This window comes from Pseudomonas sp. 18.1.10 (genome assembly GCF_024655625.1).
Classification (GTDB): domain Bacteria; phylum Pseudomonadota; class Gammaproteobacteria; order Pseudomonadales; family Pseudomonadaceae; genus Aquipseudomonas.
The window spans coordinates 1-24,683 of the sequence record NZ_JANLGL010000082.1 but is presented as its reverse complement, the minus strand read 5'-3'; the positions used below and the strand labels follow the sequence as shown (position 1 = coordinate 24,683).

The window sequence follows — 24,683 nt, the reverse complement described above, 5'->3', positions numbered from 1 at the left end:
TCAGTCACTGATGTGCCGACTGATACACCGCATTCGCGAGCAAGCCCGCTCCCACAGTTTTGATCTGCGTTGTTACTGCCAGCTGCGAAGCAACCCTGGCAATTCCGCCAGGTTACGAATCTCGGCATCCGGGCGCTTATCCGCATCCCACACCTTACCCGTCGGGTTAAACCACACCGCCCGCAGCCCCGCCTGTTGCGCCCCGGCAATGTCATCCCCCGGATGATCGCCGATATGCACTGCCGCACTGGCCTCCACGCCACCGCGCTTCATCGCCTCCTGGAATAATCGTGCATCCGGCTTGGCGATGCCGATATCTTCGGCGCGCAGGGCAAAGTGGAAGTAGTCGGCCAGCCCGACACGCTGCACATCGGCATTGCCGTTGGTGATGACTCCTAGCAGGAAGTGCTGGCGCAGCGCTTGCAACATCGGTTCTGCTTCAGGGAACGGGGTGAGCTGATGGCGCGCATGGATGAACGCTTCAAAGCACACATCGGCCATTTGCGTGGCCTCGGGCTGTGGATAACCGGCTTGCTCAAAAGCATGCATCAACACACGCTGACGCAGGAGGCTGATGCGGTGTTTCAGCTCGGGATCGCGTTCCAGCACCTGCTGGCGCAGGTTGGCGAAATGCTCCAGCGGCAACTCGCCGACCTCTGGTGCATGGGTGGCCAGCCATTCGCGCATCGACGCTTCGGCGCTGATGATGACGGGTACGTTGTCCCAGAGTGTGTCGTCCAGGTCGAAGGTGATCAGCTTGATACTCATGAGTCGCCGCCCTTGATGCGTTTGGCCCGTGGATGGGCGCTGTCGTACACCGTTGCCAGGTGTTGGAAATCCAGATGGGTGTAGATCTGCGTGGTCTTGATGTCGGCATGGCCGAGCAGTTCCTGCACGGCGCGCAGGTCCTGGGATGACTCCAGCATATGGCTGGCAAACGAGTGCCGCAGCATGTGCGGGTGCAGGTTCTGCCCCAGTTCGCGCTCGCCGGCGGCCTTGACGCGCAACTGGATGGCACGCGGTCCCAGGCGTCGGCCTTGCTGGCTGACAAACACCGCATCGTCGGCCGGGTTGGTCAGCAGCCGCAACGGCAGCCACAGCTGCAAGGCTTCGCGGGCTTTGCGGCCCACCGGCAGCACGCGGGTCTTGCTGCCCTTGCCGAGTACCTGCACCAGGCCGTCCGCGAGGTCCAGTTGATCCAGGTTCAGGCCGGTCAGCTCCGACAGGCGCAGGCCCGAGGAATAGAACAGCTCCAGGATCGCCTGGTCGCGATGGGCGAGGAAGTCGTCTTCGACCGCACCATCGAGCAATTGCAGGGCGCGGTCGGTGTCGAGGGTCTTGGGCAGGCGTCGTTCGCCCTTGGGCGGCGACAGGCCGTTGGCCGGGTCGTGGTCGCACAGGCCTTCACGATTGAGGTAGTGATAGAGGCCGCGCACCGCCGACAGCAGGCGCGACAGGCTGGGCGACGATTGGCCGGCCTGGTGCAGCCGTGCGACCAGGCTGCGCAGGCTCTGGATATCCAGGGCCTTCCAGCTGCTGATCTGTTGTTTTTCACAGAACGCCAGGACCTTGTTCAAGTCCCGCCGGTAGGCTTCCAGCGTATGGGGCGACACCTGGCGCTCGTTGCGCAGGTGAGCGCAATAAGCGTCCAGTTGCCGTTCCATGGCTAGCGCACCGCGCGCAGGGCGCTGGTGAACCGTGGCAGGACGCGGCCCAGCACTTCGGCGATGTAGGTCAGGAACAACGTGCCCACCGAGCTTTTGTAGTGCGCCGGATCACGGCTGGCGATGGCCAGTACGCCATGCAGGCCTTGATGGCTGAGGGCGACCACGGCGGTGGAGCCGATCTGCTGGCGCTGTTCGGCGCCGAAGAGGAAGTCCAGCTCATGCTCGCGCAAGGTGCCGCTGATGGTCTTGCCTTCGGACAGCAGGCCACCAATGGCGGTTTGCGCATCGCTGCCGCTGACCCAACGGCCCACTGGCATGGGGTTGTCGCTGAACAGGATCAGGCTGACAAAGGGCACCTGGAAATCCTGGCGCAGGCTGTCTTCCACGGCGATCACCGTTTCTTCCAGGCTGGTGGCGTCCATCAGTGCGAGGATCAGGCGACGGGTTTTCTCGAACAGGCGGTCGTTGTCGCGGGCGACATCCATCAAGTGCGAGAGCTTGTGGCGCATTTCGATATTGCGCTCGCGCAGGATCTTCATCTGTCGCTCCACCAGCGACACGGTGTCGCCACGCTGGTGGGGGATGCGCAGGGCCGGCAGCAGTTCTTCGTGCTCGACGAAGAAGTCCGGATTAGCCTCAAGGTACGCCGCGACGGCAGCGGCCTCCAGACTGTCGCTCGGGGATGCTTGTGCGGGTACTTGAGGCTTATCGGTCATTAGCTGGGCTCACTCATAGACGGACCTGTCCTTCGTATACACGCGAGGCCGGCCCGGTCATCAACACCGGGTGGCCTGGGCCTGCCCATTCGATGGACAAACGTCCACCGGGCAGGTCGATCAACAGCGGCGAATCCATCCACCCCTGGCTGATCGCGGCCACGGCCGCGGCGCAAGCACCGGTGCCGCAAGCCTGGGTTTCGCCGGCGCCGCGTTCCCAGACGCGCAATTGCGCGCGGGAACGGTCGATCACCTGTAGGAAACCTACGTTGACCCGTGCCGGAAAGCGCGGGTGGTGTTCGATCTTCGGCCCCAATTCATGCACGGGCGCGTTATTGATGTCGTTGACCCGCAGCACCGCATGGGGGTTGCCCATGGACACGGCGGCGATATCGACGGTCTTGCCCTCAACGTCCAGCGCGTAACTGGTAGCCTGCTCGGTGGCCTGGAACGGAATGTCCGCCGGCACCAGGCGTGGCGCGCCCATGTTGACGCTGATCTGGCCGTCGCTGCGGATGTCCAGCTCGATCACGCCGCTCTTGGTCTCGACGCGGATCTGGCGCTTGGCGGTCAGGCGCTTGTCCAGCACAAAGCGCGCGAAGCAGCGCGCACCGTTGCCGCACTGTTCCACTTCGGAACCGTCGGAGTTGAAGATCCGATAACGGAAATCCACCTCCGGATTGCTCGGCGCTTCAACGATCAGCAACTGGTCGAAACCAATGCCGGTATGCCGGTCACCCCATTGTTTGGCGTGCTTGGGCAGGATATGCGCGTGCTGGCTGACCAGGTCGAGGACCATGAAGTCATTGCCCAGCCCGTGCATCTTGGTAAAACGCAGCAGCATGGCTTACTCCGGCAGCAGGCTTTCGCCAGCATACAACTCGGCTACCGTCTCGCGGCGACGCACTTCAAACGCTTGATCACCGTCCACCAGCACCTCGGCGGTACGGCCGCGGGTGTTGTAGTTGGAACTCATGACAAACCCGTAGGCACCGGCCGAATGCACGGCCAGCAGATCGCCTTCTTCCAGGGCCAGCTGACGATCCTTGGCCAGGAAGTCGCCGGTCTCGCAGATCGGGCCGACGATGTCGTAGGCGCGGGCTGCGCTGTCGCGCGGCGCCACGGCGGTGACATTCATCCAGGCCTGGTACAGCGCCGGGCGGATCAGGTCGTTCATCGCCGCATCGACGATGGCGAAATCCTTGTGCTCGGTGTGCTTGAGGTACTCGACCTGGGTCAGCAGCACGCCCGCGTTGGCGACGATATAGCGGCCCGGCTCGAACATCAGCGTCAGGCCACGGCCTTCGATGCGCTCGCGCACGGCCTGGATGTAATCGGCGATCAGCGGCGGTTCTTCGTCGCGATAACGCACGCCCACGCCGCCACCGAGGTCGATGTGGTGCAGGTAGATGCCGCATTCGCCGAGACGATCAACCAGCGCCAGCAGGCGGTCGAGGGCATCGATGAACGGTGGCAGGGTGGTCAGTTGCGAGCCGATGTGGCAATCGACGCCCAGTACTTCCAGGTTCGGCAATTGGGCGGCGCGGATGTACACGTCCTCGGCGTCGGCAATGGCGATGCCGAACTTGTTCTCTTTGAGACCGGTGGAAATGTACGGGTGGGTGCCGGCATCGACGTCCGGGTTGACGCGCAGGGAGATCGGCGCGCGAACGCCCATCTCGGCGGCCACCACTTGCAGGCGCTCCAGCTCGTCGGTGGACTCGACGTTGAAGCAATGCACGCCCACTTCGAGGGCGCGGCGCATGTCTTCGCGGCTCTTGCCGACACCGGAGAATACGATCTTGTCAGCCTGGCCGCCGGCGGCCAGTACACGTTCCAGCTCGCCACGGGAGACGATGTCGAAACCAGCGCCCAAACGCGCCAGGACATTCAGTACACCCAGGTTGGAGTTGGCCTTGACCGCGTAGCACACCAGGCTCGGCGTGCCTTCCAGCGCGTCGGCAAAGCTGCGGTATTGGGCTTCGATGTGCGCACGGGAGTACACGTAGGTCGGGGTGCCAAAACGTTCGGCAATCGCGGACAGCGCCACGCCTTCCGCGAACAGCTCGCCGTCCCGGTAGTTAAAAGCGTCCATGGATTTCCCTTAGTAGGTGTCGTGCTTGTGCGCTTTGGCAGGCTTTTGCTGCGACGATTGCGCCTGTTCATTCGGGTCTTTGCTGTCATCGGGCAGGTACAGCGGGCCTTTTTGACCACAGGCACTAACGAGGCAAGCGACCGCGACGAGCGCAGCAAGGGAAGAGATCAGGCGCTTCATGGCGAAATCCTTGAATATGCATTAATTGCGCCCGAGTATACCGACCACCTGCCAGCTTGCCTATGCGCCGAAATACCCGTCCGACGGGGGTTTGCCGAGACGGCTGTGAAGCGGACTACGCTGGCTGGGGATATTTCATACCGCCAATCGCGATGGGATCGGTATCCTTTGCAATCGGCCGGGCTCGCCCGTATCGTGCGGCGCTTGAGCAAAACCAGACACTTTTGAGGTTGCCACAATGAGTTTGACCGAAGCCCGTTTTCACGACTTGGTGGATGCTACCCAGCAGGCGCTGGAAGATATTTTCGACGACAGCGGCCTGGACGTGGACCTGGAAAACTCGGCGGGCGTGCTGACCGTCAAATTCGAGACTGGCCAACAGCTGATCTTCAGCCGCCAGGAGCCTTTGCGCCAACTGTGGCTGGCCGCGCGTTCCGGTGGCGTGCACTTCGACTACGACGAAGAAAGCGGCAAATGGCAGTGCGACAAGAGCGAAGAGCTGCTGGGCGAAATGCTCACGCGCTTGGTCAGCGAATATACCGGCGAAGAGCTGGATTTCGACGAGATCTGATCGTGACGCAGCCCACACCCGTACGCCCGCCCAAGCCGCTGTTCAGCAATGTCAGCCCGGCGGTGCCGTCACCTTGTATCAGTTTGTGTCGCCTGGACGAGGAAAAAGTCTGCCGCGGGTGCTTTCGCCACGTCGAAGACATCCGTGAATGGCGCTCTGCCGACGATGCCCGACGCCGGGTGATCTGCGCCGAGGCCGAGCAGCGCAGGGCCAGCGCCTGAGGTCGTCTTGTTTATTTGTGACGCTGTGGTAGTGTCCGGCTACGCCTCAACTCATCGAGGCCCGTGAGAACCCCGCCTTTTTCTGGCGGGGTTTTGCTTTTTTGTGCAGAAAAAAGGAGTCTGCCTGAATCATGACCACCGCACCGTCCATCATCCTCACCCGTCTTGACGTGCAGCGTCTGGAGCAACTGATCGACCGCCTGGGCGACGAGTCTCCTGGCGTCGCCGCGTTGCAAGCCGAACTCGACCGCGCCGAAGACGTGGTTGGCCACGATGAAGTGCCTGCGGGTGTCGTGACCATGAACTCCAGCGTGCATTGCCGTGAACAAGGCAGCGGCAAGGACTACCACCTGACCCTGGTCTACCCGAAACACGCGAATGCCGATGAAGGCAAGATCTCGATCCTGGCGCCGGTGGGCAGCGCGTTGCTCGGCCTGCAAGTGGGCCAGCACATCGATTGGCCAGCACCGGGTGGCAAGACCCTCAAGCTGGAATTGCTCAGCGTTGAAGGCCAGCCCAAGGATGGCGGCCCTTTCCCGCTCTAAACCTGGTTCAGCGCCGCGTTGAGCGACAGCTCCAACTCGGCCTTGTAGCGCAGGTACAGGTTGCTCGGGCTTTGCCCATCGCCGAGCAGGCCTGACAGGTCCAGGTCCGTGATGTAGCAGCGGTAGCGCTCGGTTTCCCGGCGCTGCCCGACGATCTCCTGGGCGACCACGGCAAACAGCTGGTCGCCAAATTCCAGTTCGCAAAACTCCCGCTGATTGCAGTACAGGGTCACGCCCACCTGGCCGGGTGCGGCCTTGCCGATAATCGCCTGCACGTCATAAAACGGTTTGTTCGCCGAGTTCTGCGGTGCTGGTCGAGGCTCGACGGTACGCGCGCGGTTGCTGCCCGACGGCAACAGTTGGTAGTACAAGACCTGCACTTCACCCAAGGGTTGTTGTGTGTCCAGCGGTGCCAGGGCTTCGCGGCGGAAGAGGATCGATTGCAGGAAGCGTTGCAACGGCGCCAGCAGGCTCTGCTCATCATGGAACGGCAAGCGCTGCTGCCAGAGCGCATTGAACTCATCCAGCACATACAACTCGGCCACGTCTTCGTTGATCCGGTAGAACACCTGCACGGAATCGGCCATGCCCATGGGCAGCAGCAAGGCCAGGTCGTGGTCTTCCAGGGCCATGGCGTCCAGGTGCAGCGGGCTGTAGCTCGCCAGCTCTTCACTGAGGTAGGCGATCAGCGCGTCCTGGGTCGGCAGCGGTATGTGAGTGGCCTGGCCCGGAACCAGCTCCATCACGTGGTAGTGCTGCTGCACCTGCAACAGGTAGCGGTGGTTGCCCTGGCCGAGCAGCAGGTTCTGCGCGGTGTCGAAGATTTCTTCGACACGCTGGGCAATGAACTGCGCACGGTTGTGACAGAAACAGCGCACCCGCAGGCGCGGCAGGTGGTCCGAGGGCAGTTGGTTGAGGTAGTCGCGCAGGCAATCGAGCAGGGCGTGGGGGCCGTCGTAGCGGCTAACCAGCACTTCGTTCCAGCTATTGAGCGTGACCTGGTCCAGGGTCAGCACCAGGTTGTCGCGCACCCCGGCGTAGCTCAAGGAGTCGGTGCGCTCGGTGGTCATCAGGATGTTCAAGTCGCGGTGATGCTTGAGCGGGTCGACGCCGACGTTGATTAGTAGCAACACTTCTTCCGGCACCGCCGCGCGCAGCAGGCGTTCTTCATCGACGCTGGCCAGGGGCAGGGCGATGCTCTGTTGCAGGCTGCCCAGCAGGTTGAACAGCTCGAATTCGGTCATGTCGCTGAGGCCTGGGTGCAAGGCCAGGCGGGTGCTGCTGTCGATCACGCCATTGCGATGGCACCAGGTGAGCATCTCCAGCAAGTCGCGGCTGCGCTTGATCGGCGCGAAGTGTTCCGACTCCTGGGCCGTCAGGTTGCCGTTGTACAGGCCCCAATAGTGTTGGCCGGGTTCCTTGCGGTTGGGCGATTGCACCAGGGTCAGGGTGTCTTCTGCCAGGTCCGGGGCGATGCCCGGGTTGATGAACTCGACTTTGCCGGCCTTGCGCTCAAACGCCGCATACAGGCGGCGGCCCAGCACATTGAGGTCGCGTTTGTTGACCAGGCTGGCAGTTTGTTCGGTGCGGGCGAATTGCGTGAGGAAGCGGTAGCTGTAGTTCAGCTCGCTGACCAGGGCGCGGCGCTCGGAGGCGACCTGGCGCACTTTCCATTGGCTGCGGCTGTCCAGCAGGGCCAGTTGGCGCTGGTCCCAGCCCCATTCCTGGGCCAGGCGCTCCAGCAGCAGGCGTTGCCAGCTGGTGGTGCGCTGGCCGGCGCTGAGCTTGCGGTTGACCTTGAGGTACAGCGCACGCCGCACCAGTTCCAGGCGCTCGGGTTCGTTGCGCGCCTTGAGGTATTCCTCGATGCGGCGGTAGACCACGATGTACGGGTCGAGCTCATCCAGGTCCATCTGGTTGGCGAACACCGCCCGCTTGAAGCGCAGGCTCAGGCAATGCACGCGGGGGTGTTCGCTGGCGTAGACCTCGGTCAGCAGCAGCTTGAGCACCGACTTGTAGGGCGACTCGATGCCCTTGAACAGCTGCCACAGCCCGGCACCGATGAATTCTCCGGGGGGAATGCGCGCCAGGTGGCCGAGGTCGAGGGTTTCATCGGCGCGGATAAACCGCTTGGAGATCAACGTGTGGGTGAACTCGGCGTAGCGGGCTTCTTCGTACACCGGCACCAGCCACCAGATCGGCGTGCGCCCGGCGAGCCAGATGGCGGTGCGGTAGAACTCGTCCAGCAGCAGGTAATGCTGGGTGGTGCCGCAGTCGTCGGAACTGAGCTGGGCGTCGCGCTCGCCGAGCACAAAGCGGGTTGGCTCGATCAGGAAAAAATGCGCCTCGGCCCCCATGCTCAGCGCCCAGGTTTCCAGGAGCTGGCATTTTTTGCGCAGCTCGGCCAGTTCGTTGTCGCCGAGGTCCGGCGCGTGGCACACCCACACGTCCATGTCGCTCTGGTCAGCCTGGGCCAGGGTGCCGAGGCTGCCCATCAGGAACAGGCCGTGGATCGGTTGCGGCGGGTTGCCGTGGCGCGGCTTGTAGGAAAACGAGCGGGTCAGGCGCTGGGCTTCGGTCAGGGCCTGGGCGTCGGGTTCGAAGTTCGACAGCCCGGCGGGCGTGCTGCCGGAGACATAGCCGGGCAACAGCGGATGATTGACGTGGAAGAACAGCGGCAGCAGGGTCAACACGCTTTGTTGGCGTGGGGTCAGCCCTTCGACGGCGCGGGCCATGCGGCCGGCGTTGAGGGCCATGAAACGCGCGCGCAGCTGGGCCAGCACCTTGCGGTCGATGCCTTCGTCCAGGTCAGGGCGGATTTCGTGGGTGCGGGTCATGTCGGACTCGGTGGCGCGCAGGGCCCGACGTGGGCGGCCGTGTTGGAGTTTACAGCCAGTAGCGTAGGAGGTTTAGAAGGTAATCGGTTTTTGGCGTCAGAACTTTAGCCCTTTCACCGCAATGCCCCCGGAATCCGCATTGGGCGGACTCCATGGGCGGTATCAGGGGTCAGGCAGCTTCTTTGGTGCTGGCAGTGGTCAGGATGGTCAGCAGGGTTTGGGCTTGTTCTGCGGCGTCACGACCAAGACTGGTCAAATAGCCGCCATCCGGCTGGTCGATCAGACCTTTCGCGTGGAGGCGCTTGGCAGCGGCGATAGCAGTGGGGGCGGCGGTCTGGTGGACTTTCAGACCTTCCTTGGTGCTGTCTAATGGGAAGAGTACAAGGATTTCCAGTTCGGCAACCAGCTCAGGGGTATACGACATACGGACTCCAGACTTTCTAAGAATTTATTAGAGGCTAGCAGGCCATAAGGTGAACGCACTTTGCCGAACTGTCCAGTGTGTTGCCGCGTGTTGGATTTATTGCTTTTCCGGCGGCAGTTCCGGCAGGGCGCGCAGCGCAGTTTCATACCATTCGGTATTGAACGCGCGGTCCTCTTCCAGCAGTGCGTCGATCTCGACGGCAAGCACGTGGGCCATCAGTTGCAGGATCTCTTCACGCTCGTAGCCGACCAGGGTCAGCTTGTTGAAGGTGGCTTTGGCGGCCGGTGGGTTTTCGCTCTCGATCTGGTTTTCGATGGCTTCGATCAGGGTGGTTTCGGCGAATTCTTCTTCGTCGTTGTCGATATCGGTCGGCTCGCTCATGGCAGGCTCCTCAAGGAAAGGACGCCAGTCTACCCCCATTCAGGCAGGTGATGCTGCTGGTCAGGCGGGGCCTTCGGATCTATAACTCATGCAGCCAACCCCACACTCGGCCTGGAGGCAGTCGCAATGCTCAAGCTCTACGGATTTTCGGTCAGCAACTACTACAACATGGTCAAGCTGGCGCTGCTGGAGAAAGGCCTGACTTTTGAAGAGGTGCCTTTCTACGCGGGCCAGACGCCTGAAGCCCTGGCCGTGAGCCCTCGAGGCAAGGTGCCCGTGCTGGGAGTCAAGCAGGGTTTTATCAACGAGACCAGCGTGATCCTCGAGTACCTCGAGCAAACCCAGGAAGGCCCGGCGCTGCTGCCGGCGGACCCGTTCCAGCGCGCCCAGGTGCTGGCGCTGTGCCGGGAAATCGAGCTGTACATTGAGTTGCCCGCCCGGGCGTGTTTCGCCGAGGCGTTTTTTGGCATGCCGGTACCGGAGGCGATCAAGGACAAATCCAAGGCCGAGCTGTTGCTGGGGATGGGGTCTTTAGGTCGGCACGGCAAGTTCGCGCCTTACGTAGCGGGGGAGAATTTCACGATTGCGGATCTGTATTTCATGTACAGCGTGAACCTCGCCTGCGGGGTGGGCGAGAAGCTGTTTGGCCTGGATTTGCTGGCGCAGATGCCGGCGGCCAAGGCGTTGCTGGACAAGCTGCATGCGCTGCCCAATGCCCGGAAGGTCGCGGCGGACAGGGAAGCGGCGATGCCGGCGTTTATGGCGATGATTGCTGCGAAGAAATAAGCCAGCACGAGCGGATCAAGTGTGGGAGCGGCGGTGCGACGATTCGACTTGCTCGCGAAAGCGGTGGGTCAGCCAGCGTATGTAGCGACTGACACTCCGTATTCGCGAGCAAGCCCGCTCCCACACAAGCCCGCTCCCACAGTTGACCGAGGTGTCTGGTAGTACTCGGTTACCTGTGGGAGCTGGCTTGCCTGCGATGCTTTTAGCGGCTGGCGAGCAGGGCCTGGCCACGCGCGACGGCGGCCTTGACCTGCGCCGGCGCAGTCCCGCCAATATGGTCACGCGCATTCACCGAACCTTCCAGGGTCAGCACGGCAAACACGTCTTGCTCGATCTGGTCGCTGAACTGGCGCAGTTCTTCCAGGCTCATTTCCGCCAGGTCCTTGCCGGTGTCCACGCCGTACTTCACGGCGTGGCCAACGATTTCGTGGCAGTCACGGAACGGCAGGCCACGGCGCACCAGGTAGTCCGCCAGGTCGGTCGCGGTGGAGAACCCGCACAGCGCCGCTTCACGCATGATCGCGTGCTTGGGCTTGATCGCCGGGATCATGTCGGCAAACGCGCGCAGCGAGTCGCGCAGGGTGTCGGCGGCGTCGAACAGCGGCTCCTTGTCTTCCTGGTTGTCCTTGTTGTAGGCCAGGGGTTGGCCTTTCATCAGGGTCAGCAGGCCCATCAGCGCGCCGAACACGCGGCCGCTCTTGCCACGTACCAGCTCCGGCACGTCGGGGTTTTTCTTTTGCGGCATGATCGAGCTGCCGGTGCAGAAGCGGTCCGGCAGGTCGATGAACTGGAATTGCGCGCTGGTCCACAGCACCAGCTCTTCGGAAAAGCGCGACAGGTGCATCATCGCGATGCTGGCGGCGGCGCAGAATTCGATGGCGAAGTCCCGGTCGGACACGCCGTCCAGGGAGTTGCCGCCCACGGCGTCGAAGCCCAGCAGTTGTGCGGTGTATTCGCGATCGATCGGGTACGTGGTGCCGGCCAGTGCGGCGCTGCCGAGCGGCATGCGGTTGGCGCGCTTGCGGCAGTCCACCAGGCGCTCATAGTCGCGGCTGAGCATTTCGAACCAGGCCAGCAGGTGATGGCCGAAGGTCACGGGCTGCGCGGTTTGCAGGTGGGTGAAGCCGGGCATGATGGTGCCGGATTCACGCTCGGCCTGTTCCAGCAGGCCTTTTTGCAGGCGGGTGATCTCGGCCAGGATCAGATCGATCTCATCACGAATCCACAGGCGGATATCGGTCGCGACCTGGTCGTTACGGCTACGCCCGGTGTGCAGTTTCTTGCCGGTCACACCGATACGGTCGGTGAGGCGGGCCTCGATATTCATGTGCACGTCTTCCAGGTCGACGCGCCAGTCGAACGTGCCGGCTTCGATCTCACCGCGGATGGTGGTCAGGCCATCGATGATGCTGTCGCGCTCGGCGTCGGTCAGCACGCCGACCTTGGCCAGCATCGTGGCGTGGGCGATCGAGCCCATGATGTCGTGGCGGTACAGGCGCTGGTCGAAGGTGACGGAGGCGGTGAAGCGGGCGACGAAGGCGTCGACGGGTTCACTGAAGCGGCCGCCCCAGGACTGGTTGGTCTTGTCGGTGCTCATGGATTCGCTCGTGATCTGCTTTAAAGAGGCTTGGAGGTGTGCCGGCGATAATAACAGGGTTGCCCGTGGAGGCGGTGCTACGGGTGGTCGGCATTTTTATTTGCACGAAGGGTGGCAAAGTGCCTTGCCGCCGGACGCGTCCGGGAAGAGACTGGACTCGGGTGTTTATTGAAACGATATTTGACGATAGAGCAATGTCGTCGCAGTGAGCGTCTACAGTTGCACTGATAGAGCGTGAATGCACCAAAGCCGGGTGATGCGGTCAGAGCCCAGGCTATTCATTCATAAGGGGGGTATTCGGATTGTGTATCAGCAAACCCTACGACGATGCCCGAAGTCAGAAGGTCTTGGGCGCAATTGAACAGGTCCGGGTAAATATGGGTGCCACTCTCAGGGCACTTTTTGCCGCTCGCGCTAGTCTTAGCGTGGATCGCTGTGACGCAAGTCACCGCACCTGTCTACGCTATCCTTGTGCGAGACTCACGCAGGAATCCAGCGCAATATGAATGTCCTGATCGTTGAAGACGAACCCCAAGCCCGCGAGCGACTGAGCCGTTTGGTCAGTGAACTCGAGGGTTATACAGTCCTTGAACCGAGCGCCACCACGGGCGAAGAAGCGTTGACGCTGATCGACAGCCTCAAGCCGGACGTGGTCTTGCTCGATATCCGCCTGCCGGGCCTCGATGGCCTGCAAGTCGCCGCCCGCCTGAGCGAACGCGAGTCGCCGCCGGCGCTGGTGTTGTGCGCGGGGCCAGAAGATTTCCCGGCGCAGACCCTGGAAGCCAGTGGTGTCAGCTTCCTGGCCAAGCCGGTCGAAGCGGGCGCCCTGCTCAAGGCCCTGAAAAAAGCCGAGCGCCCCAACCGTAGCCAACTCACCGCCTTGACCCAGCCGGCTGCCCAAAGTGGCAACGGGCCGCGCAGCCATATCAGTGCGCGTACGCGCAAAGGCATCGAGCTGATTCCCCTGGACCAGGTGGTGTACTTCATTGCCGACCACAAGTACGTGACCCTGCGTCACGAGGCTGGTGAAGTGCTGCTCGATGAGCCGCTCAAGGCCCTGGAAGATGAGTTCGGCGACCGTTTCGTGCGTATTCACCGCAACGCGCTGGTCGCCCGTGACCGTATCGAGCGGCTGCAACGTACGCCGCTTGGGCACTTCCAGTTGTTCCTGAAGGGGCTCAATGGCGATGCCTTGATCGTCAGCCGACGCCATGTAGCCGGCGTGCGCAAGATGATGCAGCAGCTTTAGCCCAAGGGCTTTGGCGCTGCCTGCTGTCCTTATCCCGGTGCGACGCGGCCAGGGAGGCCCCGCACTTGCTGATTCAAATCAAAGCGTATTTGCCTGAGCTGTTATTATCTGCCGTATCTATTCAGTACGGATTGATCCATGTCCTCTCGCGAAATCCGCATCGCCACCCGTAAAAGTGCCCTGGCCTTGTGGCAGGCCGAATACGTCAAAGCACGCCTGGAGCAGGCCCACCCAGGCCTCGTGGTGTCCCTGGTGCCCATGGTCAGTCGCGGCGACAAGCTGCTCGACTCGCCGCTGTCGAAGATCGGCGGCAAGGGCCTGTTCGTCAAGGAACTGGAAACCGCGCTGCTGGAAAACGAAGCCGACATCGCCGTGCATTCGATGAAAGATGTGCCCATGGACTTCCCCGAAGGCCTGGGCCTTTTTTGTATCTGCGAGCGCGAAGACCCGCGCGATGCCTTCGTCTCCAATACCTACGCCTCCCTGGATGAATTGCCCTTGGGCAGCATCGTCGGCACCTCCAGCCTGCGTCGCCAGGCGCAGTTGCTGACCCGCCGCCCGGACCTGCAGATCCGCTTCCTGCGCGGCAACGTCAACACGCGCCTGGCCAAGCTGGATGCCGGTGAATATGACGCGATCATCCTGGCCGCCGCCGGGTTGATCCGCCTGGGTTTCGAAGACCGCATCACCTCGGCCATCAGCGTCGAAGACAGCTTGCCAGCCGGTGGCCAGGGCGCCGTGGGCATCGAATGCCGCACCGCCGACAGTCAGATTCACGCACTGCTCAAGCCCCTCGATCACCACGACACCGAAGTGCGCGTCACCGCCGAACGTGCCTTGAACAAGCACCTCAATGGTGGCTGCCAGGTGCCAATCGCCTGTTACGCCGTGCTCGAAGGGGAAAACCTGTGGCTGCGCGGCCTGGTGGGCGACCCGGACGGCGGCACCTTGCTGACCGCCGAGGTGCGTGGCCCGCAGGCTGACGCTGAAGCGTTGGGTATTCAGGTGGCCGAAGCGCTGTTGGAACAGGGCGCCGGCGCCATCCTGCAAAAAGTCTACGGCGAGGCCGGCCCGCAGTGACCGACTGGCGTGTGCTGCTGACGCGGCCTGCCGAGGAGTCGTTGTCCTTGGCGGCGTCCTTGTCGGCGGCCGGGATTTTCAGCAGCAGCCTGCCGTTGCTGGACATCGAGCCGTTACCCGTCACCCCCGAACAGCAGGCGGTCTTTCGTGACCTGGGCCGCTTTTGCGCGGTGATCGTGGTCAGCAAGCCCGCCGCACGCCTGGCGTTGCAACAGCTGGACCACGCCTGGCCGCAGTTGCCGTGGTTCAGCGTCGGCGCGGCCACGGGCCAGGTCCTGGCCGATCACGGGCTCAACGTTCACTATCCCGAAACCGGTGACGACAGTGAGGCCTTGCTTGCACTGCCGGCCTTGCGCGAGGCTATCGCACGGCCCGGTGCCCAGGTGCTGATCCTGCGCGGCGAAGGCGGTCGGGAGTTGCTCGCTGAGCGTTTGCGCGAGCAAGGTGCTAGTGTCGTCTACCTGGAGTTGTACCGTCGCTTCCTGCCGAGCTATGCCGCCGGGACGCTGATGCAACGCATCCAGTTGGAACGCTTGAACGGCCTGGTGGTCAGCAGTGGGCAGGGTTTTTTGCACCTGCAAGCCCTGGCCGGTGCCGATTGGCCAGCGGTGGCACAATTGCCGTTGTTCGTGCCGAGCCCGCGAGTCTATGAGATGGCGCGGGCTGCCGGCGCAGAAAAAGTTGTGGATTGTCGCGGTGCGAGTGCCGCGGCTTTGTTAGTGGCACTGCGCAGCTATAGCGCGACCACTCTCTGATACGCAAAGGACGGATACGTGAGCGAAACAGCCTTGCCCAAAGAAGAAACCCAACCCGCACTCGATGCGCCGGTTGAGTCACCGGTCACTGCGCCACGCCGTGGCAACGGTTTGGCTGTCGTCGCCTTGCTGCTCGGCGCCGCCGGTGTTGCCGCCGGTGGCTGGGGGATCTGGCAGGTCCGCGCCCTGCAAGCCAGCAGCCAGCAACAGCTGGGCCAGGTGCGCACGCTGGATGACCAGGCCCAATCCCTCAAGCAGAGCCAGCAACAGTTGGCCGCACGCCTGGCACAGTTGCCCGGCGCGCAGGAGCTTGAAGAGCGTCGCCGCCTGGTGGCCCAGTTGCAGGGCGATCAGCAGCGCCTCAGCCAGCGTCTGGAAACCGTGCTGGGCGCCAGCCGCCAGGATTGGCGCCTGGCGGAAGCCGAGCACCTGATCCGCCTGGCCAGCTTGCGCTTGTCGGCCCTGCAGGACATCAACAGTGCCCAGTCGCTGGTCCAGGGCGCCGACGAGATCCTGCGTGAACAGAGTGATCCGGGCTCCTACGCCGCGCGTGAACAGCTGGCCAAGAGCCTTGCCGCACTGCGAAGCACCGAGCAGCCGGATCGCACCGGGCTGTACCTGCAACTGGCGGCACTGCGCGACCAAGTGGTGCAACTGGCCGCGATCGCACCGGAATACCAGCTCACCGAGCCGGCCTCCCAAGGGCGTCCGACCACCGATACGGATAGCCGCTGGAGCCAATGGTGGGAGCAGATTTCGCGCTACTTCCGCATCGACTTCAACCCTGACGACAACATCCGCCCGTTGCTGGCCGGCCAAGGCTTGAACCAGGTGCGCCTGGCCCTGAGCCTGGCGCTGGAGCAGGCGCAATGGGCTGCGCTGAACGGCGAGACGGCGGTGTACAGCCGCTCGTTGGGTGAGGCGCGCAGCGTGCTGCAAGACAACTTCAACCAGGACAACCCGCAAAGCAAAGCGATGCTGGCGCGTATCGCCGAGCTTGAGCCCAAGGCCGTGTCGGTGGTGACACCAGACCTGGCGGCGAGCCTGGCCGCGGTGCAGGCGTACCTTGAGCGTCGCCACTTGTCTGCTGACGAAGCCAAGGCGTCGGCTGGCAAGCCGGCCACCCAGGAGTAAAGCCGATGAAGCGTTTCTATGTGGGCCTCGTGCTGGCGATTGCAATCGCCCTGGCACTGGCGGTGGGCATCTCGAAACACACCGGCTACGTGTTGATTACCTATCCCCACGTGCTGCATTACGAATCGAGCCTGTGGGCGACCTTGGTGGCGGTGTTTGCCATCGGCCTGGCGATCTACCTGGTGCGCCTGCTGTTGAGCCTGGTGACCACCTCAGGTGGCGTGGTCAACCCATGGTCGCGCCGTAACCGCAGCCGCCGTGTGCAGATCGCCATCGAGCAGGGGCAGATGGACCTGGCCGAGGGCCGCTGGGCCAGTGCCGAGCGCCACTTGCACCGCGCTGCCGAAGCGGAACGCCAGCCATTGCTCTATTACCTCGGCGCCGCGCGTGCGGCCAACGAGCAGGGCCGCTATGAAGAGTCTGACGGTTTGCTGGAGCGCGCCCTGGAGCGCCAGCCACAGGCCGAACTGGCAATCGCCTTGAGCCATGCGCAACTGCAGCTGGACCGCGGTGACACCGAGGGCGCCCTCGTCACCTTGCAGGCCATGCACGAACGTCATCCCCACAACGCCCAGGTGCTGCGTCAGTTGCAGCGCCTGCACCAACAGCGTGGCGATTGGTCGTCGGTGATCCGCCTGCTACCCGAGTTGCGCAAGGACAAGGTGCTGCCCGCCGCCGAACTGGCCGAGCTGGAACGCCGCGCCTGGGGTGAGAACCTCAGCCTGGCGGCCCAGCGTGAAGAGCAGGGCGAAGCGGGCTTGCAATCCCTTGAGCGAGCCTGGCAGCAATTGACCTCCGCCCAGCGCCAGGAGCCGCAGTTGGTCCTGGCGTATGCCGAGCAATTGCGCCAATTGGGCGCCGACGCCAAGGCCGAAGAAGTGTTGCGCGGCGCGATCAAGCGCGGTTACGACAGCCACCTGATCCGGCTCTATGGCTTGCTGCGTGGCAGTGACCCGGCGCGGCAACTGAAGTTTGCCGAAGGCTGGCTCAAGGACCATCCGGGCGATGCCAGCCTGCTGTTGACCCTGGGTCGCCTGTGCCTGCAAAACAGCTTGTGGGGCAAGGCGCGCGACTATCTGGAAAGCAGCCTGCAGGTGCAGCGCAATCCCGAAGCCTGTGCCGAACTCGCACGCCTGTTGGCCCAACTGGGCGACACCGAGCGCAGCAACCAGCTGCTCCAGGAAGGCCTGGGCCTTTTGGATAACCGTCTACTCGCTTCACCGTTGCCGGTACCTGCGCGCGTCTGAAGTAGGAAAGATGCGAGGGTTGGCGCAGATGCTTCTGACAGCCAACCCTTCAAGCCAGCGTAATTCCTCGGTGCAGCGGGATTCGTAACAAACTCCTACATAGCGCTTCGTTATGTCCTCCGCGCTCTGGCGGGATGTCCTCACGCTTTCGCGGAATCGTCTGCTCTAGCGCGTATTGAAAGGGGTCAGGCCTTTCCTCTACCGTAACGACCTATCTTCTGCGGTACGGATAAGCAATGTCTTTGGCCCCCTCACGCACCTTGTTTTTCCTGGCGTTCATCGCTGGCGCGCTGACGTTGGGTGTGTCTTTCTACCTGGAATATGGTGCGCTGCTGCGCCCCTGCTTCCTGTGCCAGGTACAGCGGGTGTTTCTTGCCACGTTCATGCTGGTCAACCTGATCGCGGCCATCCATAACCCCAAGCGCTCCGGAGCTGGCCTTTACGGGCTGGCGGGCATGGGCTGCGCCTTGCTGGGTGCTTTCACCGCTGCGCGTCAGGTATTGCTGCAAAGTATTCCGTCGGGCGCGGTTCCAGAGTGTTGGCCGAGCCTGCAGGACATGCTGGAAAGACTGTCCGTGTGGCAGGCCGTCCAGGCTATTTTCAACGGCACCGTCGATTGCGTGGAAATCAATTGGACGCTGTTCGATTTGAGCCTCCCGGAGTGGAGCCTGTTGTTCTTCGTCGTGATGCTTATCCTGGGCGTAATACCGTTTTCGCGGCTGTTGCCCGGCCTGCATTTGCGGCAGGGCTAGCACCTGAATCAGTTCAATGGTTGTAGGACGGGATTAAACACTTGTATGAACTTTCTCTCCTGCGTACCTTGAAGCCATAGTCTTGCGGGCATAATCTGGCCCGCACGCGTTATCGAAACCGTTTGTCCGATGCGGCCTTGTCCGGTTGCGGCTTTATCCTTGAAGTGTTGCGCGGGCACCAGGCGGCAGCGCCCCTATAGGGAAGAGAGATCATCATGCTGGAAAGTTGTCAGAATGCTCAGGAACGCTGGGGTGGGGTGCACAAGCTGATCGACAGCTGGTTGAAGGCACGTCATGAACTGGTTCGGGCCTTTGATGCGCTTGGCGCCAAGCCCGAGGCGCTGGCTGAGAACCGCGAGCCGTTGCAGGACTTCTGTGGTGTGTTGGTGGACTACGTGTCAGCCGGCCATTTCGGTGTCTACGAGCAACTGACCAAGGAGGCGGAAGCCTTCGACGATCAGCGTGGCCTGGATCTCGCTGAAACCCTCTACCCACGCATCGATGTGATTACCGAGAAGCTGTTGGTGTTCACCGACCTGTGTGATGCCGGCAACTGTGTGGCCGAGAAATTCAAAGAGCTGGGCGGCCTGCTTCACGAGCGTTTCGAGCTGGAAGACTGCCTGATCGAAGTGCTGCACAACGCCCATAAGGAAGAGCCTGCTACCCAGGCTTGATCGCGGATGGCGAGATAAAAAACGGTGCGCATGGCGCACCGTTTTTTTTTGCTCAATGGCGGGTGGCGAGCAGTTCGATCTCAAAGATCAGCGGTGTGTAAGGTGCAATCAATTCGCCGGCACCGTCGGCGCCGTAGGCCTGGGCAGACGGGATGACCAGCCGCCATTTTGCGCCGGTCGGCATTTGTTGCAGCGCGCTGGTCCAGCCACTGATTACGCTGTCCAGGCGAAACCATTGGGGCTGCGCGCTCTGATCGAACACCGTCCCATCGGGCAGCCGCCCCACATACTTCACTTGCACTTCATCCGTTGCCAGCGGCTTGGCGCCACTGCCGGGTGTCAGCTCTGTGAGCAGGATGCCGTCGGCCAATTCGCGCACGCCGCGGGCGGTTTTTTCCTTGGCTAAAAATTGCTGTTCTGCGGCGAGTGCTTTTTCACTTTGAGGTGCCTGTGCATCGGCTTCGCCCTGTGCTTCGTGCTGGGCGAGAAGCTGTTCGATGCGTGCGTTGTCGAGCGCCAGCGGCTTGCCTTGATAGGCTTGCTTGAGCCCGTCGATCAAGGCCTGGATCTGCAGGCCGGGGACTTCCTGGCGCAAGCGTTCACCGAGGCTGGCGCCCAGGCTGTAGGCAAGGTCGTGCTGGTTCTGGTCAGTGGTTTTGGGCGGCGATTGTTCGCTCGCATTGGCCACCGAAATCGCCAGGCCAAGTACAAGAAAAAGGTAACGCGACATGGGCATCCTCCCGCCGAAAGTGCGACGGATTATGCCAGTGTGAGTGGGTAAAAAGTGCCGGGGTTTTTCGTTATAACGATAAGAATTTTCGCACGGTGCAACGCCAGGCAAACGATACTGTCAACATGCCCTAGCGGCGGTAAGAGCAGAGGGCTAGTATGAGCCGCACCCACGTCAGCCAGGAGGTAAACCATGTCGGCCAAACAGAAGCCTGTAAATACCCCGTTGCATTTACTCCAACAACTGTCGGGCAGCTTGCTCGAACATCTGGAAAGCGCTTGTTCCCAAGCCCTGGCCGATGCAGAAAAACTGCTCGCCAAGCTGGAAAAACAACGCGGTAAAGCGCAAGAAAAGCTGCACAAATCCCGCACCAAACTGCAAGACGCCGCCACTGCCGGCAAGGCCAAGGCACAAGCCAAAGCCAAAGACGCTGTCAAAGAACTCGAGGACCTGCTGGACGCCCTCAAGGATCGCCAAGCTGAAACCCGCGGCTACATTTCCCAACTCAAAAAAGACGCTCAAGAAAGCCTGAAACTGGCCCAGGGCGTTGGTCGTGTGAAGGAAGCCGTGGCGAAAGTATTGGGTGCTCGTACACCTGCAAAAGCCGTAGCGGCAAAGGCGCCAGCCAAAGCTGCTGCCAAGCCAGCGGCTAAAACCGCTGCTGCAAAACCAGCTGCCAAGCCAGTTGCCAAAACCGCTGCCGCGAAACCAGCCGCCAAGCCAGTAGCTAAAGCCGCTGCTGCGAAACCAGCCGCCAAGCCAGCTGCCAAAACTGCTGCTGCAAAACCAGCCGCCAAGCCAGCTGCCAAAACCGCTGCTGCGAAACCAGCCGCCAAGCCAGTTGCCAAAGCCGCTGCTGCAAAACCAGCTGCCAAGCCAGTAGCTAAAACCGCTGCTGCGAAACCAGCTGCCAAGCCAGTTGCCAAAACCGCTGCTGCGAAACCAGCCGCCAAGCCAGCTGCCAAAACTGCTGCTGCAAAACCAGCTGCCAAGCCAGTTGCGAAAACCGCTGCTGCAAAACCAGCCGCGAAGCCAGCTGCCAAACCTGCTGCTGCGAAACCAGCTGCCAAGCCAGTTGCCAAAGCTGCCGCTGCAAAGCCGGCCGCTAAACCAGCTGCCAAACCTGCTGCTGCAAAACCAGCCGCTAAGCCAGCTGCCAAACCCGCTGTTGCAAAGCCTGCCGCAGCCAAACCAGCACCGGCCAAGCCAGCTGCACCTGCTGCTGCCGCGTCCACCGCTCCAACCGCACCGGCCAGCAGCACGCCTGCACCGGTAGCGCCAAGCTCTACCCCAACCAGCGCTTCCTAAGTGCCGGTGGCCATGACGCGCAGCTGCTGCAGCGCGTCATGGTCAAGGTTGGCGGCATCCTCAGCCGCCAGTCCTTCCAGCCACTGTTGTTGACCTTCCCCTATCGACCATGCCTGCGCCAACGCTTCCAGGCGTGTCAGCAGTTCCCGCTCGGCCTCCAATTCCAATGCCTTGATCCGTTCACGCAGCGCCGCCAATGGCTGATCCTGCTGTGCCATGACGCGCCATTGCACACGCACCTGTCGTAACGGTTCGATCACCTGCGTGCGCCATGGGCGGGCGAGCTGTTGCAAGGCCAGCACACGCTCAGGCGCAGCCGCTACGCCGCGCTGCTCCAGCCAGGCACCACAGAGCAACAGGCACACATCCGCGCCTTGTTCCTGCAAGCGCAGGCAAGCGGCTTCGACGCCCGGCCGGGCGTAAGTCGAGAGGGCAAAGCTCCACAGGTCAGCGCACATATTCACACCCAAGCCAGCGGCCAACGAAGCTGGTAGACTCCGCCGCCATTATGATCCGACTTCAAAGCCTAACATTACAGCGTGGCCCGCAACGTCTTCTCGAAGACGCCGAGCTGACCCTGCACGCCGGTCACAAAGCCGGCCTGATCGGTGCCAACGGCGCCGGCAAATCCACGTTGTTCGCCCTGTTGCTGGGTGAGCTGACCCCGGATTCCGGGGACTGCTTGCTGCCCGCCGACTGGCGCATCGCCCATATGCGCCAGGAGATCGACACCCTGGACCGCATCGCGATCGACTACGTGCTCGATGGCGACCTGCGCCTGCGCCAGGTGCAGCACGACCTCGCCGAGGCCGAGAAAGCCCAGGACGGCGCCGCCCAGGCGCGCCTGCATTCGGAACTCGACAGTGCCGACGGCTACACCGCCGACGCCCGTGCGCGCAAGATGCTTGCCGGCCTGGGCTTCACCAACGAACAGATGGACCGCCCGGTCGCCGACTTCTCCGGCGGCTGGCGCATGCGCCTGAACCTGGCCCAGGCGCTGATGTGCCCGTCCGACCTGCTGCTGCTCGACGAACCCACCAACCACTTGGACCTCGATGCGATCCTGTGGCTGGAGGACTTCCTCAAGAGCTACCAGGGCACCTTGTTGCTGATTTCCCACGACCGGGATTTCCTCGACGCCGTGGTCGATAACATTGCCCACGTCGAACAGAAGAAAATCACCCTCTACCGTGGCGGCTACACCGCGTTCGAACGCGCCCGCGCCGAACGCCTGGCCCAACAGCAGCAGGCGTTCGAGAAGCAGCAGGCGCAACGTGCGCACATGGAAAGCTACATCGCCCGGTTCAAGGCCCAGGCCACCAAGGCCCGTCAGGCCCAGAGCCGGATCAAGGCCCTGGAGCGCATGGAAGAGCTGTCGGCGGCCCACGTCGATTCACCGTTCGACTTTGTGTTCCGCGAGTCGGTGAAAATCTCCAGCCCGTTGCTCGACCTCTCGGATGCGCGCCTGGGTTATGGCGAAAAAACCATCCTGGAAAAAGTGAAGCTGCAGCTCACGCCGGGCGCACGCATCGGTTTGCTTGGCCCCAACGGCGCGGGCAAGTCGACGCTGATCAAGAACCTCTCCGGCGAGCTGCAACCCCTGGCCGGTCGCCTGACCCGTGGTGAGAACCTGGTGGTGGGCTACTTCGCCCAGCATCAGCTGGACTCCCTCGACGCCAAGGCCAGCCCGCTGTTGCACCTGCAACGCCTGGCGCCGACCGAGCGCGAACAGGTGCTGCGCGACTTCCTCGGCGGCTTCGACTTCCGTGGCGCGCGTATCGACGAGCCGGTGCTGAATTTCTCCGGCGGCGAAAAAGCCCGCCTGGCCCTGGCGTTGATCGCCTGGGACCGGCCGAACCTGCTGCTGCTCGACGAACCGACCAACCACCTGGACCTGGAAATGCGCCTGGCGCTGACCATGGCCTTGCAGGAATTCAGCGGTGCGGTACTGGTGGTGTCTCACGATCGCCACTTGCTCAAGAGCACCACCGACAACTTCCTGCTGGTGGCCGACGGCAAAGTCGAAGAATTCGACGGCGACCTCGACGACTACGCGCGCTGGCTGACGGATTACCGCCTGCGCAACGCGCCGGTCAGCAACACGCCGGTCAACCCGGACAAGACCGACAAGAAAGCCCAGCGCCAGGCCGCCGCCGCGTTGCGCCAACAACTGGCGCCGCACAAGCGTGAAGCCGACAAGCTGGAAGCCGAACTGGGCAAGGTGCACGAGCGCCTGGCCAAGATCGAAGCCAGCCTGGGTGACAGCGCCGTGTACGAAGCCGCCCGCAAGGATGAATTGCGCGACCTGCTGGCCGAACAGGCCAAGCTCAAGGTGCGTGAAGGGCAACTGGAGGAAACCTGGATGGAAGCCCTCGAATTGCTCGAAACCCTGCAAGCGGAGCTGGAGGCGCTGTCCTGATGGAAGCCTTGCAGTTGCCGCTGCCGCCGCAGTGGGTCGAGCCTATCTGGATCGGCGTGCAAATCCTGCTGATCCTGCTGGCCGGCTACCTGGCCCAGCGTTTTGTCGCCAAGGGCCTCACGCGCCTGGGCGAACGCTACCCGTTCCCGCCGCAACTGCTGATGCCGCTGCGCGGTGGCTTGCGCTGGCTGATTATGGGCAGCGCGCTGATCTTTGTGCTGGAGCGCGTGGGCGTGTCTGCCACGGTGCTGTGGACGGCGCTGTCGGGGTTTGTCGCCGTCGCGGCCGTGGCCTTCTTTGCCATGTGGTCGGTGCTGTCCAACCTGTTGTGCGCGATCCTGATCTTTACCGTCGGGCCGTTTCGCATCGGCGACATCGTCGAGCTGGTGGACACCGTGGACAAACCGGGCGTGAAAGGCCGCGTGGTGGCGATCAACCTGCTGTATACCACGCTGATCGAAGTGGCCGAAGCCGGTACCGACAGTGCGATGGTGCAGGTGCCCAACAGCCTGTTCTTCCAGCGCTCGGTGCGCCGCTGGGTCAGCCCCGCGTAAAAATTCTATAGCCAGGCCTCGGTCGTCGGAGTTAGCTTAACGCTCACGACAGATTTGAAACGAGGTGTGTAATGGCACTCGATACATGGCTGGCCTTTTTCGTGGCCAGTTGGATCATCTCCCTATCCCCTGGTGCCGGCGCCATCGCTTCGATGTCCAGCGGCCTGCAATATGGCTTCGCGCGCGGCTACTGGAATGCCATTGGCCTGCAAATCGGCCTGGCGATGCAGATTGCCGTGGTCGCCGGCGGCCTGGGTGCGATTCTGGCGACGTCGTCTACCGCGTTCTATGCGATCAAATGGTTTGGCGTGGCCTACCTGGTGTACCTGGCCATCAAGCAATGGCGCGCCTTGCCCATGGACATGAGCGATGACGCGGCCGTGCGCCCGATCGGCAAGCCGATGGCGATGATGTTCCGTGGCTTCCTGGTCAATGCGAGCAACCCCAAGGCCTTGGTGTTCATGCTGGCGGTGCTGCCGCAGTTCGTGAACCCGCAGGCACCGCTGGTGATCCAGTACGTGATCCTGGGCGCGACGATGATCTGCGTGGATATGATCGTGATGGCGGGGTATACGGGGTTGGCGTCGAAGGTGTTGCGCTTGTTGCGTACGCCTAAGCAGCAGAAGCGGATGAATCGTACGTTTGCCGGGTTGTTCGTGGGGGCTGCCGGCTTCCTCGCCAGCCTGCACCGCGCCACGGCATAACAGACGAAACCGGATCAAAACTGTGGGAGCTGGCTTGCCTGCGATAGCGGTGTACCT

General features: G+C 62.6%; 27 protein-coding genes. 15 read left to right on the top strand and 12 right to left on the bottom strand.

From position 1 onward, the window contains the following. Window positions 1–72: 72 nt before the first annotated feature. From NUV89_RS15745 to NUV89_RS15720, 6 genes are read right to left on the bottom strand one after another with little or no spacing between them, the layout of a single operon-like run. A complete protein-coding gene (locus tag NUV89_RS15745; protein ID WP_257782046.1) occupies window positions 73–768 on the bottom strand; it encodes an HAD family hydrolase in 696 nt (231 codons plus the stop codon). After that, a complete protein-coding gene (gene xerC / locus NUV89_RS15740; protein ID WP_207040362.1) occupies window positions 765–1,664 on the bottom strand; it encodes a tyrosine recombinase XerC in 900 nt (299 codons plus the stop codon). Before xerC ends, NUV89_RS15745 begins: the two co-directional genes overlap by 4 nt. A 2-nt stretch (window positions 1,665–1,666) precedes the next feature. Continuing rightward, entirely contained in the window at window positions 1,667–2,383 is a 717-nt protein-coding gene (locus NUV89_RS15735; RefSeq protein ID WP_257782045.1) for a DUF484 family protein, read from the bottom strand. 13 nt (window positions 2,384–2,396) lie between these two features. Then, complete coding sequence (dapF, locus tag NUV89_RS15730; protein ID WP_257782044.1) at window positions 2,397–3,227, bottom strand: diaminopimelate epimerase; 831 nt, start codon at window positions 3,225–3,227, stop codon at window positions 2,397–2,399. Window positions 3,228–3,230: 3 nt separating this feature from the next. Then, entirely contained in the window at window positions 3,231–4,478 is a 1,248-nt protein-coding gene (gene lysA, locus NUV89_RS15725; RefSeq protein WP_124526888.1) for a diaminopimelate decarboxylase, read from the bottom strand. Window positions 4,479–4,487: 9 nt separating this feature from the next. Beyond that, window positions 4,488–4,658, bottom strand: a complete 171-nt coding sequence (locus tag NUV89_RS15720) for a lipoprotein (protein WP_257782043.1) — start codon at window positions 4,656–4,658, stop codon at window positions 4,488–4,490. Window positions 4,659–4,896: 238 nt separating this feature from the next. Between NUV89_RS15720 and cyaY the strand changes: the two genes are divergently transcribed. The 3 genes from cyaY to rnk all read left to right on the top strand — a co-directional run bounded on the left by cyaY (window position 4,897) and on the right by rnk (window position 5,995). Then, window positions 4,897–5,229 carry an iron donor protein CyaY gene (cyaY, locus tag NUV89_RS15715; RefSeq protein ID WP_257782042.1) on the top strand — a complete coding sequence of 111 codons (333 nt, stop codon included), beginning with the start codon at window positions 4,897–4,899 and terminating at the stop codon, window positions 5,227–5,229. A 2-nt stretch (window positions 5,230–5,231) separates the two neighbouring features. Then, window positions 5,232–5,450, top strand: a complete 219-nt coding sequence (locus NUV89_RS15710) for a DUF1289 domain-containing protein (RefSeq protein ID WP_257782041.1) — start codon at window positions 5,232–5,234, stop codon at window positions 5,448–5,450. 131 nt (window positions 5,451–5,581) lie between these two features. Further along, on the top strand, window positions 5,582–5,995 hold the full coding sequence (gene rnk / locus NUV89_RS15705) for a nucleoside diphosphate kinase regulator (protein WP_124526885.1): 414 nt from the start codon (window positions 5,582–5,584) through the stop codon (window positions 5,993–5,995). On the opposite strand, the gene NUV89_RS15700 is transcribed toward rnk, so the two are convergent. The 3 genes from NUV89_RS15700 to NUV89_RS15690 all read right to left on the bottom strand — a co-directional run bounded on the left by NUV89_RS15700 (window position 5,992) and on the right by NUV89_RS15690 (window position 9,637). Beyond that, complete coding sequence (locus tag NUV89_RS15700; protein ID WP_257782040.1) at window positions 5,992–8,832, bottom strand: class I adenylate cyclase; 2,841 nt, start codon at window positions 8,830–8,832, stop codon at window positions 5,992–5,994. The genes rnk and NUV89_RS15700 overlap by 4 nt on opposite strands. A gap of 169 nt (window positions 8,833–9,001) precedes the next feature. Next, window positions 9,002–9,256 (bottom strand): TIGR02647 family protein, encoded by a 255-nt coding sequence (locus NUV89_RS15695; protein ID WP_003195403.1) that lies wholly within the window; start codon window positions 9,254–9,256, stop codon window positions 9,002–9,004. A 96-nt stretch (window positions 9,257–9,352) separates the two neighbouring features. Beyond that, window positions 9,353–9,637 carry a hypothetical protein gene (locus tag NUV89_RS15690; RefSeq protein ID WP_010207441.1) on the bottom strand — a complete coding sequence of 95 codons (285 nt, stop codon included), beginning with the start codon at window positions 9,635–9,637 and terminating at the stop codon, window positions 9,353–9,355. Between the two features lie 126 nt (window positions 9,638–9,763). On the opposite strand from NUV89_RS15690, the gene NUV89_RS15685 reads away from it, so the two are divergent. Further along, window positions 9,764–10,423, top strand: coding sequence for a glutathione S-transferase family protein (locus tag NUV89_RS15685; protein ID WP_257782039.1), 660 nt, complete (start codon window positions 9,764–9,766; stop codon window positions 10,421–10,423). A 202-nt stretch (window positions 10,424–10,625) separates the two neighbouring features. On the opposite strand, the gene argH is transcribed toward NUV89_RS15685, so the two are convergent. After that, window positions 10,626–12,020, bottom strand: coding sequence for an argininosuccinate lyase (gene argH / locus NUV89_RS15680; RefSeq protein ID WP_257782038.1), 1,395 nt, complete (start codon window positions 12,018–12,020; stop codon window positions 10,626–10,628). 502 nt (window positions 12,021–12,522) lie between these two features. On the opposite strand from argH, the gene NUV89_RS15675 reads away from it, so the two are divergent. The 7 genes from NUV89_RS15675 (at window position 12,523) to rsd (ending at window position 18,911) form a co-directional block, all read left to right on the top strand. Then, window positions 12,523–13,269, top strand: a complete 747-nt coding sequence (locus tag NUV89_RS15675; protein WP_257782037.1) for a LytTR family DNA-binding domain-containing protein — start codon at window positions 12,523–12,525, stop codon at window positions 13,267–13,269. A 138-nt stretch (window positions 13,270–13,407) separates the two neighbouring features. Further along, window positions 13,408–14,349: a hydroxymethylbilane synthase gene (gene hemC, locus NUV89_RS15670; protein ID WP_257782036.1), complete on the top strand. Its 942-nt coding sequence runs from the start codon at window positions 13,408–13,410 to the stop codon at window positions 14,347–14,349. After that, window positions 14,346–15,104, top strand: coding sequence for a uroporphyrinogen-III synthase (locus NUV89_RS15665; protein ID WP_257782035.1), 759 nt, complete (start codon window positions 14,346–14,348; stop codon window positions 15,102–15,104). The genes hemC and NUV89_RS15665 overlap by 4 nt, the downstream gene beginning before the upstream one ends. An 18-nt stretch (window positions 15,105–15,122) precedes the next feature. Then, window positions 15,123–16,238 carry a uroporphyrinogen-III C-methyltransferase gene (locus NUV89_RS15660; RefSeq protein WP_257782034.1) on the top strand — a complete coding sequence of 372 codons (1,116 nt, stop codon included), beginning with the start codon at window positions 15,123–15,125 and terminating at the stop codon, window positions 16,236–16,238. A gap of 5 nt (window positions 16,239–16,243) precedes the next feature. Continuing rightward, entirely contained in the window at window positions 16,244–17,485 is a 1,242-nt protein-coding gene (locus NUV89_RS15655; RefSeq protein ID WP_257782033.1) for a heme biosynthesis protein HemY, read from the top strand. A gap of 236 nt (window positions 17,486–17,721) precedes the next feature. Further along, complete coding sequence (locus NUV89_RS15650) at window positions 17,722–18,237, top strand: disulfide bond formation protein B (RefSeq protein ID WP_257782032.1); 516 nt, start codon at window positions 17,722–17,724, stop codon at window positions 18,235–18,237. 215 nt (window positions 18,238–18,452) lie between these two features. Continuing rightward, window positions 18,453–18,911: a sigma D regulator gene (rsd, locus tag NUV89_RS15645; RefSeq protein WP_257782031.1), complete on the top strand. Its 459-nt coding sequence runs from the start codon at window positions 18,453–18,455 to the stop codon at window positions 18,909–18,911. A gap of 52 nt (window positions 18,912–18,963) precedes the next feature. On the opposite strand, the gene NUV89_RS15640 is transcribed toward rsd, so the two are convergent. After that, window positions 18,964–19,641 carry an FKBP-type peptidyl-prolyl cis-trans isomerase gene (locus NUV89_RS15640; protein WP_257782030.1) on the bottom strand — a complete coding sequence of 226 codons (678 nt, stop codon included), beginning with the start codon at window positions 19,639–19,641 and terminating at the stop codon, window positions 18,964–18,966. A gap of 192 nt (window positions 19,642–19,833) precedes the next feature. Here NUV89_RS15640 and NUV89_RS15635 point away from each other — a divergent pair, with 192 nt between their 5' ends. Beyond that, window positions 19,834–20,949: an AlgP family protein gene (locus NUV89_RS15635; RefSeq protein WP_257782029.1), complete on the top strand. Its 1,116-nt coding sequence runs from the start codon at window positions 19,834–19,836 to the stop codon at window positions 20,947–20,949. Here the strand turns inward: NUV89_RS15635 and NUV89_RS15630 are convergent. Further along, a complete protein-coding gene (locus NUV89_RS15630; RefSeq protein WP_257782028.1) occupies window positions 20,946–21,407 on the bottom strand; it encodes a TIGR02444 family protein in 462 nt (153 codons plus the stop codon). The two genes, NUV89_RS15635 and NUV89_RS15630, sit on opposite strands and share 4 nt — an antisense overlap. A 50-nt stretch (window positions 21,408–21,457) precedes the next feature. On the opposite strand from NUV89_RS15630, the gene NUV89_RS15625 reads away from it, so the two are divergent. The 3 genes from NUV89_RS15625 to NUV89_RS15615 all read left to right on the top strand — a co-directional run bounded on the left by NUV89_RS15625 (window position 21,458) and on the right by NUV89_RS15615 (window position 24,626). After that, complete coding sequence (locus tag NUV89_RS15625; RefSeq protein WP_124526877.1) at window positions 21,458–23,368, top strand: ATP-binding cassette domain-containing protein; 1,911 nt, start codon at window positions 21,458–21,460, stop codon at window positions 23,366–23,368. Then, window positions 23,368–23,922: a mechanosensitive ion channel family protein gene (locus tag NUV89_RS15620; RefSeq protein WP_257782027.1), complete on the top strand. Its 555-nt coding sequence runs from the start codon at window positions 23,368–23,370 to the stop codon at window positions 23,920–23,922. The genes NUV89_RS15625 and NUV89_RS15620 overlap by 1 nt, the downstream gene beginning before the upstream one ends. 71 nt (window positions 23,923–23,993) lie before the next feature. Next, entirely contained in the window at window positions 23,994–24,626 is a 633-nt protein-coding gene (locus NUV89_RS15615; protein WP_257782026.1) for a LysE family transporter, read from the top strand. The last annotated feature ends 57 nt before the right edge of the window (window positions 24,627–24,683 follow it).

Excerpts from the sequence above, each read along its gene's own strand:
- NUV89_RS15720 (WP_257782043.1), bottom strand. The coding sequence starts at position 4,658 with ATGAAGCGCCTGATCTCTTCCCTTGCTGCGCTCGTCGCGGTCGCTTGC.
- NUV89_RS15745 (WP_257782046.1), bottom strand. The coding sequence starts at position 768 with ATGAGTATCAAGCTGATCACCTTCGACCTGGACGACACACTCTGGGAC.
- dapF (WP_257782044.1), bottom strand. The coding sequence starts at position 3,227 with ATGCTGCTGCGTTTTACCAAGATGCACGGGCTGGGCAATGACTTCATG.
- NUV89_RS15650 (WP_257782032.1), top strand. The coding sequence starts at position 17,722 with ATGTCTTTGGCCCCCTCACGCACCTTGTTTTTCCTGGCGTTCATCGCT.
- lysA (WP_124526888.1), bottom strand. The coding sequence starts at position 4,478 with ATGGACGCTTTTAACTACCGGGACGGCGAGCTGTTCGCGGAAGGCGTG.
- NUV89_RS15695 (WP_003195403.1), bottom strand. The coding sequence starts at position 9,256 with ATGTCGTATACCCCTGAGCTGGTTGCCGAACTGGAAATCCTTGTACTC.
- NUV89_RS15625 (WP_124526877.1), top strand. The coding sequence starts at position 21,458 with ATGATCCGACTTCAAAGCCTAACATTACAGCGTGGCCCGCAACGTCTT.
- NUV89_RS15700 (WP_257782040.1), bottom strand. The coding sequence starts at position 8,832 with ATGACCCGCACCCACGAAATCCGCCCTGACCTGGACGAAGGCATCGAC.
- NUV89_RS15675 (WP_257782037.1), top strand. The coding sequence starts at position 12,523 with ATGAATGTCCTGATCGTTGAAGACGAACCCCAAGCCCGCGAGCGACTG.
- NUV89_RS15735 (WP_257782045.1), bottom strand. The coding sequence starts at position 2,383 with ATGACCGATAAGCCTCAAGTACCCGCACAAGCATCCCCGAGCGACAGT.
- cyaY (WP_257782042.1), top strand. The coding sequence starts at position 4,897 with ATGAGTTTGACCGAAGCCCGTTTTCACGACTTGGTGGATGCTACCCAG.
- rsd (WP_257782031.1), top strand. The coding sequence starts at position 18,453 with ATGCTGGAAAGTTGTCAGAATGCTCAGGAACGCTGGGGTGGGGTGCAC.
- NUV89_RS15655 (WP_257782033.1), top strand. The coding sequence starts at position 16,244 with ATGAAGCGTTTCTATGTGGGCCTCGTGCTGGCGATTGCAATCGCCCTG.
- NUV89_RS15685 (WP_257782039.1), top strand. The coding sequence starts at position 9,764 with ATGCTCAAGCTCTACGGATTTTCGGTCAGCAACTACTACAACATGGTC.
- NUV89_RS15630 (WP_257782028.1), bottom strand. The coding sequence starts at position 21,407 with ATGTGCGCTGACCTGTGGAGCTTTGCCCTCTCGACTTACGCCCGGCCG.
- argH (WP_257782038.1), bottom strand. The coding sequence starts at position 12,020 with ATGAGCACCGACAAGACCAACCAGTCCTGGGGCGGCCGCTTCAGTGAA.
- xerC (WP_207040362.1), bottom strand. The coding sequence starts at position 1,664 with ATGGAACGGCAACTGGACGCTTATTGCGCTCACCTGCGCAACGAGCGC.
- NUV89_RS15690 (WP_010207441.1), bottom strand. The coding sequence starts at position 9,637 with ATGAGCGAGCCGACCGATATCGACAACGACGAAGAAGAATTCGCCGAA.
- rnk (WP_124526885.1), top strand. The coding sequence starts at position 5,582 with ATGACCACCGCACCGTCCATCATCCTCACCCGTCTTGACGTGCAGCGT.
- NUV89_RS15640 (WP_257782030.1), bottom strand. The coding sequence starts at position 19,641 with ATGTCGCGTTACCTTTTTCTTGTACTTGGCCTGGCGATTTCGGTGGCC.
- NUV89_RS15620 (WP_257782027.1), top strand. The coding sequence starts at position 23,368 with ATGGAAGCCTTGCAGTTGCCGCTGCCGCCGCAGTGGGTCGAGCCTATC.
- NUV89_RS15635 (WP_257782029.1), top strand. The coding sequence starts at position 19,834 with ATGTCGGCCAAACAGAAGCCTGTAAATACCCCGTTGCATTTACTCCAA.
- NUV89_RS15615 (WP_257782026.1), top strand. The coding sequence starts at position 23,994 with ATGGCACTCGATACATGGCTGGCCTTTTTCGTGGCCAGTTGGATCATC.
- hemC (WP_257782036.1), top strand. The coding sequence starts at position 13,408 with ATGTCCTCTCGCGAAATCCGCATCGCCACCCGTAAAAGTGCCCTGGCC.